Source organism: Achromobacter sp. D10, from assembly GCF_035282245.1.
GTDB lineage: Bacteria > Pseudomonadota > Gammaproteobacteria > Burkholderiales > Burkholderiaceae_B > Achromobacter > Achromobacter insolitus.
The window spans coordinates 1,063,283-1,077,503 of record NZ_JAYJLE010000001.1 but is presented as its reverse complement, the minus strand read 5'-3'; the positions used below and the strand labels follow the sequence as shown (position 1 = coordinate 1,077,503).

14 protein-coding genes and 1 tRNA gene are annotated in these 14,221 nt (G+C 64.6%); 4 read left to right on the top strand and 11 right to left on the bottom strand.

The window, feature by feature from the left end; genetic code table 11:
* The first annotated feature begins 14 nt into the window (after nt 1-14).
* On the top strand, nt 15-1,019 hold the full coding sequence (locus VCS63_RS05165; protein ID WP_063639330.1) for a LysR family transcriptional regulator: 1,005 nt from the start codon (nt 15-17) through the stop codon (nt 1,017-1,019).
* Nucleotides 1,020-1,022: 3 nt separating this feature from the next.
* Here VCS63_RS05165 and VCS63_RS05160 read toward each other — a convergent pair whose 3' ends face one another.
* From VCS63_RS05160 to VCS63_RS05140, 5 genes are all read right to left on the bottom strand, one after another.
* Nucleotides 1,023-1,517: an Ohr family peroxiredoxin gene (locus VCS63_RS05160; protein ID WP_175199959.1), complete on the bottom strand. Its 495-nt coding sequence runs from the start codon at nt 1,515-1,517 to the stop codon at nt 1,023-1,025.
* Nucleotides 1,518-1,537: 20 nt separating this feature from the next.
* Nucleotides 1,538-2,293, bottom strand: coding sequence for an SDR family oxidoreductase (locus VCS63_RS05155; protein ID WP_063639328.1), 756 nt, complete (start codon nt 2,291-2,293; stop codon nt 1,538-1,540).
* 9 nt (nt 2,294-2,302) lie between these two features.
* Nucleotides 2,303-2,782 carry a carboxymuconolactone decarboxylase family protein gene (locus VCS63_RS05150; protein ID WP_063639327.1) on the bottom strand — a complete coding sequence of 160 codons (480 nt, stop codon included), beginning with the start codon at nt 2,780-2,782 and terminating at the stop codon, nt 2,303-2,305.
* Between the two features lie 187 nt (nt 2,783-2,969).
* Nucleotides 2,970-5,492, bottom strand: a complete 2,523-nt coding sequence (gene ligD / locus VCS63_RS05145; RefSeq protein WP_323878752.1) for a DNA ligase D — start codon at nt 5,490-5,492, stop codon at nt 2,970-2,972.
* 2 nt (nt 5,493-5,494) lie between these two features.
* Nucleotides 5,495-6,400, bottom strand: coding sequence for a Ku protein (locus tag VCS63_RS05140; protein ID WP_323878749.1), 906 nt, complete (start codon nt 6,398-6,400; stop codon nt 5,495-5,497).
* Between the two features lie 141 nt (nt 6,401-6,541).
* Between VCS63_RS05140 and VCS63_RS05135 the strand changes: the two genes are divergently transcribed.
* Nucleotides 6,542-7,675, top strand: coding sequence for a DUF3182 family protein (locus tag VCS63_RS05135; RefSeq protein WP_323878747.1), 1,134 nt, complete (start codon nt 6,542-6,544; stop codon nt 7,673-7,675).
* Complete coding sequence (locus VCS63_RS05130) at nt 7,662-8,420, top strand: alpha/beta hydrolase family protein (protein WP_042795541.1); 759 nt, start codon at nt 7,662-7,664, stop codon at nt 8,418-8,420. Before VCS63_RS05135 ends, VCS63_RS05130 begins: the two co-directional genes overlap by 14 nt.
* 19 nt (nt 8,421-8,439) lie before the next feature.
* Here the strand turns inward: VCS63_RS05130 and VCS63_RS05125 are convergent, their stop codons facing one another.
* The 5 genes from VCS63_RS05125 to VCS63_RS05105 all read right to left on the bottom strand — a co-directional run bounded on the left by VCS63_RS05125 (nt 8,440) and on the right by VCS63_RS05105 (nt 12,007).
* Nucleotides 8,440-8,604, bottom strand: coding sequence for a hypothetical protein (locus VCS63_RS05125; RefSeq protein WP_165609275.1), 165 nt, complete (start codon nt 8,602-8,604; stop codon nt 8,440-8,442).
* 60 nt (nt 8,605-8,664) lie between these two features.
* Nucleotides 8,665-8,928, bottom strand: coding sequence for a DUF1488 family protein (locus VCS63_RS05120; protein ID WP_042795542.1), 264 nt, complete (start codon nt 8,926-8,928; stop codon nt 8,665-8,667).
* 305 nt (nt 8,929-9,233) lie between these two features.
* A complete protein-coding gene (locus VCS63_RS05115; protein WP_323878744.1) occupies nt 9,234-9,869 on the bottom strand; it encodes a response regulator transcription factor in 636 nt (211 codons plus the stop codon).
* Nucleotides 9,866-11,695, bottom strand: a complete 1,830-nt coding sequence (locus VCS63_RS05110) for a hybrid sensor histidine kinase/response regulator (RefSeq protein WP_323878742.1) — start codon at nt 11,693-11,695, stop codon at nt 9,866-9,868. Before VCS63_RS05110 ends, VCS63_RS05115 begins: the two co-directional genes overlap by 4 nt.
* 237 nt (nt 11,696-11,932) lie before the next feature.
* Nucleotides 11,933-12,007: transfer RNA gene (locus VCS63_RS05105), tRNA-Arg, on the bottom strand.
* A 232-nt stretch (nt 12,008-12,239) separates the two neighbouring features.
* On the opposite strand from VCS63_RS05105, the gene VCS63_RS05100 reads away from it, so the two are divergent.
* The gene (locus VCS63_RS05100) at nt 12,240-13,160 is read left to right on the top strand and encodes a c-type cytochrome (RefSeq protein WP_042795545.1); all 921 of its coding nucleotides are present in this window, start codon (nt 12,240-12,242) and stop codon (nt 13,158-13,160) included.
* Nucleotides 13,161-13,229: 69 nt separating this feature from the next.
* Here VCS63_RS05100 and VCS63_RS05095 read toward each other — a convergent pair whose 3' ends face one another.
* Nucleotides 13,230-14,195 (bottom strand): tripartite tricarboxylate transporter substrate binding protein, encoded by a 966-nt coding sequence (locus tag VCS63_RS05095; RefSeq protein WP_323878739.1) that lies wholly within the window; start codon nt 14,193-14,195, stop codon nt 13,230-13,232.
* Between the last annotated feature and the right edge of the window lie 26 nt (nt 14,196-14,221).

Here is a 14,221-nt window from a genome sequence, read left to right as displayed (position 1 = left end):
CGGCACTGCCTACCATGCCCACACCCATTCCAGCACCCTCGGTTATCGCTCCCGCAAACGGGCCGGACTCCCTGGCCGACAGTTTCGCCACCAGCTACGCAGGCGTCATGGCCTTCATGGCGGTCGCCGCCGAAGGTAACTTCGCCAAGGCAGGCGACCGTCTGGGCATAGGCCGCTCCGCGGTGAGCCGCAGCGTGCAGAAGCTCGAAGACCAGCTAGGAACCCGGCTTTTCGTGCGCACCACACGCAGCACTTCGCTCACCGCGGAAGGCAAGCGCTTCTATGAGCAATGCCATCCCGGCGTGGAGCGGATCATCCAGGCGCTGGACGACATGCGCGACCTGCGTGAAGGCCCGCCCACCGGCCAGCTGCGCGTCTGCTCTACCGTGGGCTTCGGCCGCAAGGTCGTCGCGCCCCTGCTGCGGGAATTCCGGCAGGCCAATCCGAACATTTCCGTGGAACTGCTGCTGGACGACGGCCCGACCGACTTCACCACGGACCGTGTCGATGTGTCGTTCCGCAATGGCCGCATGGAAGACAGCCAGGTGATCGCCAAGAAAGTCATTCCGATGCAGATGATGCTCTGCGCCTCGCCCGCCTATGTCGCCAGGCACGGACTGCCGGATAGCGTGGACGCGCTCTCGGGCCACGGTTGCGTGAATTTCCTGCTGGCATCCGGGCGCGTGTACGAATGGGAATTCAAGGTTGGCGGCCAGCTGCGCAAGTTTGCGCCACCCGCCATGCTCACCTTCAACGATGCCGATCTCGTCCTGCAGGCCGTGCTGGACGGCCATGGCCTGGCGCAGATGGCCGGTTACCAGGTCTGCGAACATCTGCGCGCCGGCACCTTGGTGCCGTGCCTGCCCCAGTACGCGCCCGACGACCGGGGACACTATCTGTGCTTTCTCAGCCGCCAGCATCTGCCGGCGCGCATGAGGGTGTTCATCGACTTCATGACGGAACGCATCCGCGCACAGGATCTTCAGATCATCGACAGCCTGCTGCTGAAGCAGGCCTGAGCGCTATTGGGTCAGCGCCACTACGCTGGCGATCCCGCCCTGGGTCATCTTGGAGTACGGACACAGGCGTTCCGTATTGCGGACCAGCTCCTCGGCAATGGGGGTGGGCACGCCTGGCAGATGGATATTGATATCCGCTGTCAGCGCGAACAAACCGTCGACGGGGTCACGCCCGAACGAGATCGTGGCCGTTACCGAGGCATCCGGGATAGCCACGCCGGCGCGCTCCGCGAGCATGGCGAGCGCGCCGTGGAAGCACGCCGCATAGCCGGCGGCGAACAATTGCTCCGGATTCGTGCCCCCGCCCGTGCCGCCCAGTTCCACCGGCAGGCGCAGGTCCACGATCAGTTCGCCGTCGTCAGAGATCGCCATGCCAGACGCTCGTCCGTGCGCCGCCTCCCCGCCACGCACCGTCACGCTGGTCGTGTACAGAGGATGGAAATCCTCGCCCCGGTACTTTTCCAGGAGGCTCTGGGGAGGTGGCCGCAGTTTGCTCATGTGGGTCCCGGTGCCTGCCGCTACTTGCTTGCGCCCGAACGGCTGAACCAGGTTTCGAAGTCAATCTTTCCCAGGCGCGGACCGGGTCCCGGCACCAGCGTTTCGTCGTCGAGCAGCGCGCCGAAATAGCGCGCGCCGGCGTCCGCCCGCACGGTGCGTGTGTCGCCGGTTCTTTCCATGTAGCGTTGCGCCAGCTGCGCCAGACGCACCCGCTCCGGACCGGCGATTTCCACAATACCGTTCACCGGTGGAGCCAGCGTGGCGTCGGCCATTGCCTGCGCGACGTCATCGGACGCGATCGGCTGGACGTAGGCCGGCGACAGCCGCACCTCCGCGCCCTCCGTTCCCGACTGCACTATGCCGCCGAGGAACTCGAAGAACTGAGTGCTGTGCACGATGGTGTAGGGAATTCCAGCCGCCACGATCAGCTCTTCCTGCGCGATCTTGCCGCGGAAGTAGCCGCTTTCAGCCAGGCGGTGCGTGCCGACCACCGACAGCGCGACGTGGTGGCGCACGCCGGCGCGCGCCTCTGCGGCCAGCAGGTTGCGCCCCGAAGTCTGGAAGAATTCCAGCACGGCCCGGTCTTCGAACGAAGGAGAATTTGCGACGTCGACCACCGTATCGACGCCGGCCAGCGCGGTGGCCAGGCCTTCGCCGGTGAGCGTATTGACGCCAGTGGCGGGCGACGCGGCAATCGCTTCGTGGCCACGCTCATTGAGCAGTTTCACGAGTTTGGAGCCGATCAGCCCCGTGCCGCCTATAACCAGGATTTTCATGACGGTTCCTTAGTTGAACTTGGCTTTGTCCAGGCCGTACGCCTTGTCGGCCGATCCCGGCACGGTGCGGAAACCCACGTTCAAGCGGTTCCAGCCATTGATCGCCATGACCGCGAAGCTGAGGTCGGAAATCTCCTTCTCGGACAACTGCGCGCGCACGCGCTCGTAGACGTCATCGGGCACCCCGTGCGCGCCCAGCGTGGTCAACGCTTCGGTCCAGGCCAGGCAGGCGCGCTCACGCGGCGAAAATTCCGTGGATTCGCGCCAGATGGCCACATGGTGCAGGCGCAGCTCGCGCTCGCCGCGGATCTTGGCCTCTTTCACGTGCATGTCCAGGCAGAAGCCGCAGCCGTTGATCTGGGAAGCCCGGATCTCGATCAGGGACAGGATTGATTGCTCGATCGACCCCGACTTCAACAGCATGCCGAATTCGACGAATTTCTTGAACAGCTCAGGCGATTGCGCGTACGCATTCAGACGTTGACTCATGGTGACTCCCTCGATTGGTTGACATGTGCAGGCTGTGTTGAACCGGGTTCGGTGCATGCCTGAACTACAACCAAATCGTAGGGCTGCGTGCAAAGCGGCAGAAGCCCCGGGCAAGGGATCATGATGTTGCCTCAATGGCACCAATCCGCGGCTGACGGCATGCCGTCGCGCGCCGCCAGACTCGTCATCAGGCTTTGACGCCCAGCTGCTTCATGGCCTTTCCGATCGCCTGGGGCGCGTAGTCATCCCACGGATCATTTCCCACATCGAGGCGGGTGTGGATATTGGCTATGGTCCATTGCGCCGACCCTTTGAGTCCGTCCAGCTCGGTCCAACGGACAGGAACCGATACCCCCAGCCCCGGCCGGGCGCGGGCAGACCAAGCTGCCACCGTCGTAGCGCCGAAGCCGTTGCGCAGATAATCGGCGAATATCTTGCCCACGCGGTTCTTGGGACCGCTTTTCGCGACGAACAGCTTCGGCAGCGTTTGCGCCAGATGGCGCACCATGGCTTCCGAGAAGTCCTTGACGGCGTCCCAGCCGTACTGCTTGCGGATGGGCACGACAACATGCAGGCCCTTGCCGCCGCTGGTCTTCAACCAACCGCGCAGGCCGAGTTCCTGCAGCAACACGCGCACCAGCTCCGCGCCCTGCTGGACGGCCGGCCAGTCCACCCCTTCTCCGGGATCCAGATCAAACAGCATCCTGTCCGGCTTGCCGATCGAACTCTTGACCGCGTTCCACGTGTGGAACTCCACGACGTTCAGCTGGGCGGCGGCGAGTATTGCCGCTTCGTTCGAAATCTCCATCAAGGAGGGATGCCCCGGATAAAGGCGCTCCGGCAACGCAATCACCCCGGGAATGGGGGACTCCGAATGACGCTGGAAGAAGTGCTCGCCCTGGATGCCCGCGGGTGCCCTGACAAAGGACACGGGACGGTTGCGCAGATGCTCCATCATCAGCGGGGCCACCAGTCCGTAGTAGCGAGCCAGATCGAGCTTGGTGGCTCCGGAGGAAGGATCGATCACGCGATCGGGATTCGAGAGCTTCATTCCCTTCGGCGCTTTTGCCGCGCCCTCTTTCCTGTTTTTCTCCGGATCTTTGCGCGCGGAAAGCTTGTCGGCTGGCATGGGCACCTCGCGAGTGATCTTCTTTGGTGGTTTATCGGTTCTCAGGCCCCGGAAGGTCGCGTGGCGCACGTGGCCGTCGCTGGTCCACTCTCCGAAGGAGACCTCGCCCACCAGCGTGGGGCGTACCCAATGAACCTGCCGCAGGGCCCGCGGCTTTCCTTTGGTCAGCGCGCTGGCCGGCTGCTCGATGCCGGCCAGCTTGCGATGGAGTTCGAGCAGCGCCTTGTCATCGAACCCGGTGCCGACGTTGCCCGCGTAGCGCAGCCCCCCGTCAGGCTCATGCACCGCCAGCAGCAAAGCGCCAAAGCCCTTGCGGCTGCCCTTGGGATCGGTATAGCCGACGATGACGAACTCCTGCCGCTGGGTGCATTTGAGCTTGATCCAGTCGTCCGTGCGTCGGGACACATAGGGCGCGGACAGGCGCTTGCCGATGATGCCTTCCAGGCCCAACCTGCATGCCGAGGCGACGAGGTCTCCCACCGGCTTGTCGAAGGCCTCGCTGAACTTCACGTGCTTGCCCTTGCTTCTTGCGACGACCTGCCGCAGAAGTTCGCGCCGTAGCTTGAGCGGCTCGGCCCGGATATCGCGCCCCGCAACGTAGGGCAGGTCAAAGGCGTAGTAGACGATATCCGCGGTGCCTGCGGCATCGAACGCGTTCTGCAAGGCCTGGAAGCTGGGCACGCCTTCATGCGTCAGCACCACGATCTCGCCATCGATCCAGGCGGTGGCGATCTCCAACGCCGCCAGCTCCTGGGCCAGGCGGGGCATCTTGGCGGTCCAATCGTGGCCGTTCCGGGTGAACAACGCGGCCTTTCCGTCCTCGATCCTTGCCAGGATCCGGTAGCCGTCGAACTTCATTTCATATGACCAGTCTTCGCCACCGCGCGGCGCACCTTCGACCAGGGTCGCCAGCTGAGGCTTGAGCGTTGCAGGCAGGGCAGCTGCCTTGCCGGGCAAGGCAGCAACGGGTTCCACCTTCTCGGAACTGCGGGCCTTGGGCTTGCCAGGCGCCCGCGTTCCCGTGTTTTTGGCACGCAAAGGCACGACACTATCCGGCAGCTCGTCCACCACACTGAAATCCTGGTCCGGCCGCGCGTACTCGTCGCTCTCCTTGATCAACAGCCAGGGCGGCTGCCGGTCACTCTCTTTGCCCTTCATGCGGATCAGCGCCCAGCGCCCGCGCAGCTTCACGCCATCCAGCGTGAACTTCAGATGACCTGCCTTGTATCCCTTCCTGGGGTCGCCTATCGGCGTCCAGCGGCCCTCGTCCCAGATGATTACCTTGCCGGCCCCATATTGGCCCTTGGGGATGGTGCCTTCGAACTGGTTGTAGGCGATGGGGTGGTCTTCGACCTGCACTGCCATGCGTTTGATCGCGGGATCGAACGACGGCCCTTTCGGCACCGCCCAGCTTTTCATCGCCCCATCCAGCTCCAGCCGGAAATCATAGTGAAGGCGGCTTGCCCAATGCTTCTGAATGACAAAAACCAGGCCGGCGTCGCCGGATTCCCCGCCTCCGGCGGGTTCCGGCGTGACCGAGAAATTGCGCTTCTCGCGGTATTTTTTAAGGCTGTCCACCATCGCTAGGCCGCCTTCTTCGCCTGCCTGGCGGTCTTGGCGGCCTTCTTGGCGGGCGCCTTCCGGGATGAGGTGCTGCGCGGGGCGGCCTTCTTCGACGCGCGTCCCTTGGTGGCGCCGCCTCGCAGGCTGCGTTGCAGCAGATCGGTCAGATCGATCACGTTATCCGCATACGCCGGCGCTTCTTCTTGAGGCTCGATCACCGTTTCCGTCTTGCCCGCCTTGACCTTCTGTTCCACCAGTTCCATGATGGCCGCCTTGAATTCGTCCTGGTATTGAGCCGGATCCCAAGCGGCCGACATCTCGTCGACCAGCATCTTCGCCATCTTCAATTCCGACGCGGTGGGCGACATGCTCTTCGCGCCGGCCTTGGGCAGATCCAGGCCTTCCACGGACTTGACCTCGTCCCCCCAGCGCATCAGGTTCAGGACAAGCGCGTCCCCTACCGGAATCAGGGCCGCCAGATGCTGCTTCGTCTGGATCACGACCTTGGCAATGCCGATCTTTCCGCTTTTCACCAGCGTGTCGCGCAGCAGCGCGTAAACCTTTTGCCCCTTGTTGATCGGCGCAACATAGTAGGGGCGCTCCAGATAGACGAACGAGACCTCCGCGGCCTCGACGAATTGCTGGATTTCGATGGTTTGCGTCGTACGCGGATAGGCCTCCGATATTTCCTCAGGAGAAATGAGGACGTATTGCCCGTCCTCGTACTCGACGCCTTTGACGATGTCCTTGGATTCGATTTCCTTGCCCGTGCGCTTGTTGATGCGCTTGTAGCCGACGGGATCCATCGACCTGCGGTCCAGCCAGTCGAAATCCACCCCCGATTCGGTCGTGGCGGTGTGCAAGCCGACGGGGATGTGAACCAGGCCGAAGGTAATCGCGCCTTTCCAGATGGTTCGCATGGCCATGAGCATTCCTCCCTGGTGATGCGCGCCGCGGCTTGCCTGCAAAGCAGGTGCGCCACGGCGCTGCGGCGGGACAGACAACGCAGCAATTACCGTGCCCGGATCGAACTCCTGCCGGGCACGCCGCTTGCTGGGCTGCCTGCCATGACTTCCTTACCCAATCCCCGCGCGGAAGGCATCGTGGCCGCCTTCCCCAGGCGCGCGCAGGCATCCGAACACGACGTGGCCTCCCAGGACGCCCTGGCGTCCCGCTTGGCAGCGCTGCTGGGCCGCAGCTACGTGCCCGGCTACCGCCCCAGCCGCCATCGCGGTGGGCCAACGCCTTATTATGTGCCCGATCGCAGCATTGTCGGCGCGGCCCGCGCTGCCGTGCTGGGCATCAATAGCAGCGCGGATCTCTATGGCGGCGTAGTGCCACACGCCTTCGTTGCCACCAAATCCATCAGCCACGGCTTGGTGACGCCCCGCGCCCGCTGCCCTGCAGGCTGGGCGTCGGCGCTGCCGGACGCGCTGCACGATGTCGTCCTGGAAGGCTATACGGCTTTTTGTCCCGAGGACGCGCTGGCGGCAGGCCAGCGCCTGCTCTCGCGTGGCGCGGTGCGTGTAAAGCCCGCGGATGCCACCGCCGGGCGCGGACAGGTGGTGGCCAAGGACCTGGAGGGGCTGCGGGCCGCCGTCGCCGCGCAATCCGCGCGGCTGATGGAGCGGCTGGGCCTGGTGCTTGAGGAAGACCTGGAAGAAATCGAGACCTACAGCGTGGGCTGGTCGAAGGTGGGCAAGCGGGAAATCGCCTATGTCGGCACCCAGTCGCTCACCGACGACAACCAGGGGAACCAGGTATATGGAGGTTCCACGCTGCGCGTGGCACGCGGGGGCTTTGACGCTTTGCGCGCGCTGGATCTCGGCGATGACGAGTATCGCGCCATTGATCTCGCATGCCGTTACGACGCGGCGGTTTCTGCGGCATACCCGCAACTGATCGCCTCACGGCGCAACTACGACGTGGCGATCGGGCGCACCGCCAATGGCAACGCCCGCGCCGGCGTGCTGGAACAATCCTGGCGCGCCGGCGGCGCAAGTATCGCCGAGCTTGCCGCCATGCAGGCATTCGCCCTGTCGCCGGCTTTGATGGAGGTACGCGCCGAGACCCGGGAACGCTACGGCGCAGGAGAACCCGTGCCCATAGCGCAGCGGTTGGTGTTCCATGGAATCGACAGCGCCGTCGGCCAGATCAGCAAATCGGGAGGCATCGTGGAGGCGGAAAATGGCGGCGCATAGCACTCCGACCTCCCTCGAGGTGGACGACGTTTCCCTGGAGGCCACCTTCCTCACCCCGGAAGACAAGGTGCCCGGCGTGCTGTTCATCCACGGCTGGGGCGGCAGCCAGGAATTCGACCTGTCCCGTGCCAAGGGCATAGCGGCGCTGGGCTGCGTCTGCCTGACTTTCGACCTGCGCGGCCACGCTGGCACACGAGCCCAGCAACTCCAGGTGACCCGCGAAGACAATCTGCGCGATGTCGTGGCGGCCTACGACAGGCTGTCCCGGCACCCTTCGCTGGATTCCGGCTCGATCGCCGTCGTCGGCAGCAGCTATGGCGGCTACCTGGCCGCCCTGCTCTCCACGATGCGACGCGTGCGTTGGCTGGCGCTGCATGTCCCCGCGCTGTATCGCGACGATGAGTGGCTGGTGCCCAAGAACCAACTGAACCGCGACACGCTGCGCGCCTACCGCAGCGCCTATGTGCCGCCGGAAGAAAACCGCGCATTGAAGGCGTGCACCGATTTCTCCGGCGATGTGCTGCTGGTGGAAGCCGAGAACGACATCTACATCCCGCATTCCACCATCATGAGCTATCGCTCCGCCTTCCGCCGCTCGCACTCCTTGACCCATCGGATCATCGACGGCGCCGATCACGCCCTGACGGAAAAGCCGGCGCAACGCGCGTACACCTCGATCCTGGTCAACTGGGTAACGGAGATGGTGACGGGCGCGCGGGTGGGCGAGCGCCAGCGCGAGTTCTAGGCAGGGGCACACCTGGCCGCTACTGTAGCCAGCGCGACACCACGCCGACCAGGAACAGAATGGCGACGACAAGAATCCAGAAAGCAAGCAGGTGCCAGGGGCCGCGTTTGCTACGCGGCGTCCGGATCGTCTGGGTTTCGGCCTGACCGGCTTCCGGCGGACGGGGATCTTCTGACGAATTCATGGCTATTCCTTAACGCCCGACGGCGCGGTTGAATTGCATGCACAAGCGAGTGGCCTGGGTTCAGCGCTCCTCGAAATCGCCTGCCCCCAGCTCGATTCGTTCTTCGGAGGGTACCCATTGCGCCCGGTGTGCAACGTCCCTCACCGCCTGGGCCGCGCCTTCGAACGCTTGCAGCAGCTCTGGTGCGCTGTCATCCTTCGCGCCGAAACGGCGTCTGAGGACATCCCCCGAAATTTCGAACGGCCGCGTGACGCCCGCCGTTTCCAACTCGAAGAGAATGGCGTCGCCCTGCACGCGCGCCTTGGTTTCCTTGGTGAATTTCATTGCAAGCTCTCCTAGGTAACGCCATGGGCCTGGGATAGGTGAACACCTCGATACAGCCGACGGCGCTAGCGGACCTGCAGCAGGTGGCATTCCCGAGCCGCTGCCCTCCCCCGAGAGCCGCGGGGCCTAGCGCCATCCTCTCCCGCCTGGCGCCGCGCCATGACCTACGACTAAAGACCGATGCGCGCGTACCGGTACGCTGCTGGAATACCCCGATCAGCGCGCCGATGCGGAACCTCGGATCCAGGCCCTGAGCGATGAGGAAATCAAGGTGGGTAGCGGTGGCGTGGGGAACCAGCCCAAGCCTACTTCCCGGCCACGCCGCCGCGTCGCGCCACTAGCGTCGCCTGCGTGCGATTGAGCACGCCCAAAGTGCCGAGAATGGCCGACACATGCGTCTTGACCGTTTTCTCGGTCATGTTCAGCCGCTCTGAGATCTCCTTGTTGCGCAGTCCCTCGCACATCAGGCGCAACACCTCGCTCTGGCGTGGCGTCAGGGCGCGCAACAGGGCGGCGTCGTCCGACGCGCCCACGGCCGGCGCCGCCGCTGATACCACGCGCGACAAAGGAGCCGCCGCATCGTTGACGGCATTCAGCGCAGCGGCCAGCTCCTGGCAACTGGCGGACTTGTTCAGGAAGCCTTGTGCTCCGGCTTCCATCGCCTGGCGCATGTCCTCGGGGTCTTGGGAAGCCGACAACACCAGGATGCGCAATCGCGCCCGACGCTGGCGCAAGCGCTTGAGCAGGTCGGCGCCAGCCATATCGGGCAGATAGAAGTCCATGATGACGTGCTGGATCGACGCGTGCTGCTCCAGCACCTCCAGCGCTTCCTGGCCGTTGGCCGCAGAATGGATCGCCAGGCCGGGCACGGCGTGGCCCAACGCCATGACCAGCGCTTCGCGGAACATGGCGTGGTCGTCGACCAACAGGACCGCCATCATTCGACGCCTCCCGCCAGGGACGCCGCTTCCTTGGCATGCAGCAAGCTGGTCACGTGCTCGCGCAGCGCCTGCACCTGCACCGGCTTGTGCAACAACGGCACGCCACGGGCGGCGGCCTCGGTCAGCCGCGCCGGATCGGTGTCGCCGCTGACCAGCAAAGCGGGCAGGTCCGGATCGTTGTATTCCTCTCGCAGCCGTTCGATCACGTGGATACCGGTCTCGTGCTCGCGCAGCCGGTAATCCGTCACGATCAGCTCAGGACGCTCGGCCAGCGGCAGCACACGCTCGAACAGCGCATTGCCGCTGGTGGCTGCGACGACGCGGCAGCCCCAGCTCTCGAATAGCATGGACAGGCCCGCCAGATTCTGCGCGTCGTCGTCCACCAGCAGCACCAGTTTTCCGCGCAGGTTGTCTTCGGACGCGGGCGCGGGCGCCGGTCTGGCGCCCGCAAGCGTGGCCGACAGCGCCGCCCCGGCCGATTCCGAAGCCGGAACCGCCACCGAGAACACGGTGTAGCGGCCCTCTTCCGAGCGCAGCATCAGTTCATGGTTAAGCAGCCGGGCGGTACGGCGCACGATGGCCAGCCCCAGCCCCAACCCCTTACTGCGGTCTCGCTCGGGATTGGCCAGTTGATGGAATTCCCAGAAGACCCGTTCCTGCTCGGACTTCGGAATGCCCGGGCCGTTGTCCCAGACTTCCATGCGCAAGCGATTCCCGATCCGCCGGCAACCGACCAGCACGCGACCGCCCTCGGTGTGCACGATGGCGTTGCTGATCAGGTTGCGCAACAGGCGCTCCAGCAGCACCGGATCCGACCGCACGCTGGCCGCGCAGGGACGCACACGCAGCCTTATTCCCTTTTCGCTGGCTTGCGGCGCGTACTCCGCCTTCAGTTGGTCCAGCAGCGGCTGCACCTTGAACGTCTCGAAGCGGGGTTCGATGACGCCCGCGTCCAGTCGCGACAGATTCAGCAAAGCGTCGAACAGATGCCCCATCGCGGACAACGCGCTGGTGATGTTGTCGACCAGGTAGCGCCCGTGCCGGGACAAAGGCTCGTTCGCCAGCAGCCCCAGAAACAGATTGACCGCATGCACCGGCTGACGCAGGTCATGGCTGGCCGCGGCAAGAAAGCGCGACTTCTCCAGGTCACTGCGTTCGGCGGCGGCCTTTTCCTGGCGCACCTGCTCCAGCAGCGCCAGGTTTTCATAACCCAGGCGCAGCGCGTCCAGATGGGTGCGGTTCATGCGGTGGATAAAGGCCAGGGTCGCAACCAGGTACGCGAGGCCGCCCGTCACGAGCGCAAGATGGATGGCGGACGGCTGCGCCGCCAGCGCGATGAACATGGGCGCAAAAGCCGGCACCTCGAACGCATACATGACGGGCAGCAGCATGTAGTTCGAATAGATGGCGCCCGTGCCCAGCCCGAACAGGATGACGATGAAGAACAGCTGGTATTCCAGCGGCACAAAAAACGTCCAGTAGGCAAAGGGCAGCCCCCACAGAATGCCGGAGACCAGGTTGCCGATCAGCATCCGGCGCACCCAGCGCTGGGCCGCAGAGGGATCGGCGCGGTGGCGGTCATAGGCCACCACCGACGCCCACCGCAGGGCGCCCACTACCAGCGTCGCACCCAGCCACAGCAGGATTTCCAGTCCCGGCAGCACGCCGAACAACGCGAATGCGGAAAAGCTGGCGCTGATCAGCGACCCCGACAGCGCGAACGGAAAGCTTCGGCGCAAGGCATCGACCTGCACCTGGCGGATGCGGGCGGCATACGCCGAACCTGGCGGCGTGGAAGGGGATGTCGAGCCGGTGGCGGGCAGCAAGAGGGTGAGATGCTAGGGCCGAGGGAACCTCCCAAGCGGGGAGGCGCGGGTCGAAAGCGTGTGCGGATTTTAGTCCCATGCCCCCGCTCGGTGCGCGGCGGATCAACAGGAAAAAAAGTACGCAATTTGTGGTTCAGCGCACGGGCAACAGAGGGGAGATGGCCGGATTTGGCAGCCTGAACAGGCTCGGCCTGGGTCACGCAACGGGCATACGCCGCGCGCAACGCCTTGCATTGATGGCGCGCCCGACAGGAATCGAACCTGTATCAAGAGCTTCGGAAACTCTCATTCTATCCATTGAACTACGGGCGCAGCGCAAGGAGGCGGTATTGTACCCAGTTTTCGCGGAGTTGCATGAACAGGATCAAATCTTCCGGCAAACTCATCGAAAACCCGGTCAGTTGCATTGGACGGGTGTCTATGACACCGTTATATAATCCAGCGTTTGCTTGCAAGGCGGGCCGTCCATGCCGCCGACTTGTGCAGTACTGATTTTCTGTTGCCGCCGCCAGGCGCCCCCGGTACCCGTTAGCAGGATTTGGTCATGAGCAACGAGCAGGAACACATAGAAGAGCACTCCTCCCCCATCAAGACCCCGAAGCAACTGATCGTCACGATCGTCCTGTCTTTCGTGATCCCGATCGCCATCATCATCCTATTGGTGAACATGGTGGCTTCGGGCACCAAGGTGGGAGCCGGTTCGGATTCGCTGTCCAACGAAGCCGTCGCCAAGCGCATTGCCCCAGTCGCGGGTTTCGAGCTGGTTGACGCAAATGCCCCCAAGGTCTTCAAGACCGGCGAACAGGTCTTCGCCGCCGTCTGTACGGCCTGTCACACCGCTGGCGTCGCCGGCGCGCCCAAGGTCGGCGATAACGCTGCGTGGGCGCCCTTCATCACCGCCGGCTACGACGCCATGTTGAACGTGGCCCTGCACGGCAAGGGCGGCATGCCCGCCAAGGGCGGCAACCCCACGCTGTCCGACTACGAAGTCGCGCGCGCCGTGGTCTACATGGCCAACAAGTCGGGCGGCTCGCTGCCCGAACCCGCCGCCCCGGCTGCGGAAGGCGACAAAAAGGAAGCGGCAGCCGCTCCCGCCGCCGCAGCACCGGCAGCAGCCGCTACGGCCCCCGCCGCTCCAGCAGCGGCAGCACCGGCTGCCGCCGCGCCCGCGCCTGCTCCGGCCCCGGCCGCCCAGGCCGCCGCGCCGCAGGCCGCCACGGTCAATCCGGCCGGCGAAAAGCTGTACAAGAGCGTCTGCTTTGCCTGCCATGCCACCGGCGTGGCCAACGCCCCCAAGTTCGGCGACAAGGCCGCCTGGGAGCCCTACATCAAGACCGGCATGGACGCCATGGTGAAGGTCGCCATGCAAGGCAAGCCGCCAATGCCCCCGAAGGGCGGCGCGGCCAACGCCTCGGAAGACGATATCCGTGCAGCGGTGCAGTACATGGTGGATGCGGCAAAGTAAGATCCACCGCCCACGAAAAAAGCCCCTTGAGTTGCTCAAGGGGCTTTTTTTATATCGGGAACGCGCCGCTTACTCCCGGATCAAACCGATCGCTTTGGAAAACAGCGCCCGCTGCTCCTGCAAATAAGCGCCGTACTCCTGCGGGCTCAGCACGCTGACTTCCGCGCCTATCGAACCCAAGGACTTGCTCACTTCGCCGCCCTGCTCGGCGACGACCTTGCGCGCGGCCTGGTACAGGGCATCGACCACCTGGAGCGGTGTGCCCTTGGGCGCCATGAGGCCGTAGATGGTGGGACTGCCCACGTCATAGCCCAGTTCGCGCAGGGTCGGCACGTCCGGATAGGCCGCCAGCCGCTTGCTGCTGAAGACGGCCAAGGGCCGCAAACCGCCGGACTGGATATGCGCCTGGGCCGGACCCACCGCCGACACGGCGATGTCAGTGTGTCCGCCCAGCAAGGCAGTGACCGCAGGCGTGCTGCCCTGGAAGGGAATGTGGCGCAATTTGACCTTGGCTTCGGAAGCGAAGGTTTCGCCCAGCAAATGGCTGATGCCCATGGCGCCCGAGGTGCCATAGGAGATGGCATCGGGACGCGCCTTGGCGTCGGTCACCACGTCGGCCAAAGTCTTGTACTTGGACTTTCCGGACGCGACGATCATCATGCCACCCAGGGAAATTGCGGCCACCGGAGCGAAGGATTCTGTCGTGTACTTGATTTCCTTGTTGGCCAACGGGACCACGACCAGCGCCCCTGGCGAGCTGCCCACGATGGTATAGCCGTCGGGCGCCGCCGAGGCCGTGTACGCCGCGCCGATGCCGCCTCCCGCGCCCGGCTTGTAGTTCATCACGATAGGCTGCCCCAGGTACTGCCCCATCTTCTCGGTGATGGGCCGCAGCATCTGGTCGGTATCGCCCGGCGCGAACGGAATGATCAACTGCACCGGTTTTGCCGGGAAGCCGGCATGGGCCGGGGCGTTCAGGGCCAAGCCCAATGCAAGGAATGCGAACGCGCCGCTCATTCGTTTGAAGCTATGCATGCATGTCTCCTGGTTTTTTTATTTAC

Coding starts and splice junctions, on each gene's coding strand:
- VCS63_RS05125 (WP_165609275.1), bottom strand. CDS start 8,604: ATGAATTCGTCAGAAGATCCCCGTCCGCCGGAAGCCGGTCAGGCCGAA.
- VCS63_RS05155 (WP_063639328.1), bottom strand. CDS start 2,293: ATGAAAATCCTGGTTATAGGCGGCACGGGGCTGATCGGCTCCAAACTC.
- VCS63_RS05095 (WP_323878739.1), bottom strand. CDS start 14,195: ATGCATAGCTTCAAACGAATGAGCGGCGCGTTCGCATTCCTTGCATTG.
- VCS63_RS05160 (WP_175199959.1), bottom strand. CDS start 1,517: ATGAGCAAACTGCGGCCACCTCCCCAGAGCCTCCTGGAAAAGTACCGG.
- VCS63_RS05130 (WP_042795541.1), top strand. CDS start 7,662: ATGGCGGCGCATAGCACTCCGACCTCCCTCGAGGTGGACGACGTTTCC.
- VCS63_RS05150 (WP_063639327.1), bottom strand. CDS start 2,782: ATGAGTCAACGTCTGAATGCGTACGCGCAATCGCCTGAGCTGTTCAAG.
- VCS63_RS05140 (WP_323878749.1), bottom strand. CDS start 6,400: ATGGCCATGCGAACCATCTGGAAAGGCGCGATTACCTTCGGCCTGGTT.
- VCS63_RS05100 (WP_042795545.1), top strand. CDS start 12,240: ATGAGCAACGAGCAGGAACACATAGAAGAGCACTCCTCCCCCATCAAG.
- ligD (WP_323878752.1), bottom strand. CDS start 5,492: ATGGTGGACAGCCTTAAAAAATACCGCGAGAAGCGCAATTTCTCGGTC.
- VCS63_RS05115 (WP_323878744.1), bottom strand. CDS start 9,869: ATGATGGCGGTCCTGTTGGTCGACGACCACGCCATGTTCCGCGAAGCG.
- VCS63_RS05165 (WP_063639330.1), top strand. CDS start 15: ATGCCCACACCCATTCCAGCACCCTCGGTTATCGCTCCCGCAAACGGG.
- VCS63_RS05120 (WP_042795542.1), bottom strand. CDS start 8,928: ATGAAATTCACCAAGGAAACCAAGGCGCGCGTGCAGGGCGACGCCATT.
- VCS63_RS05135 (WP_323878747.1), top strand. CDS start 6,542: ATGACTTCCTTACCCAATCCCCGCGCGGAAGGCATCGTGGCCGCCTTC.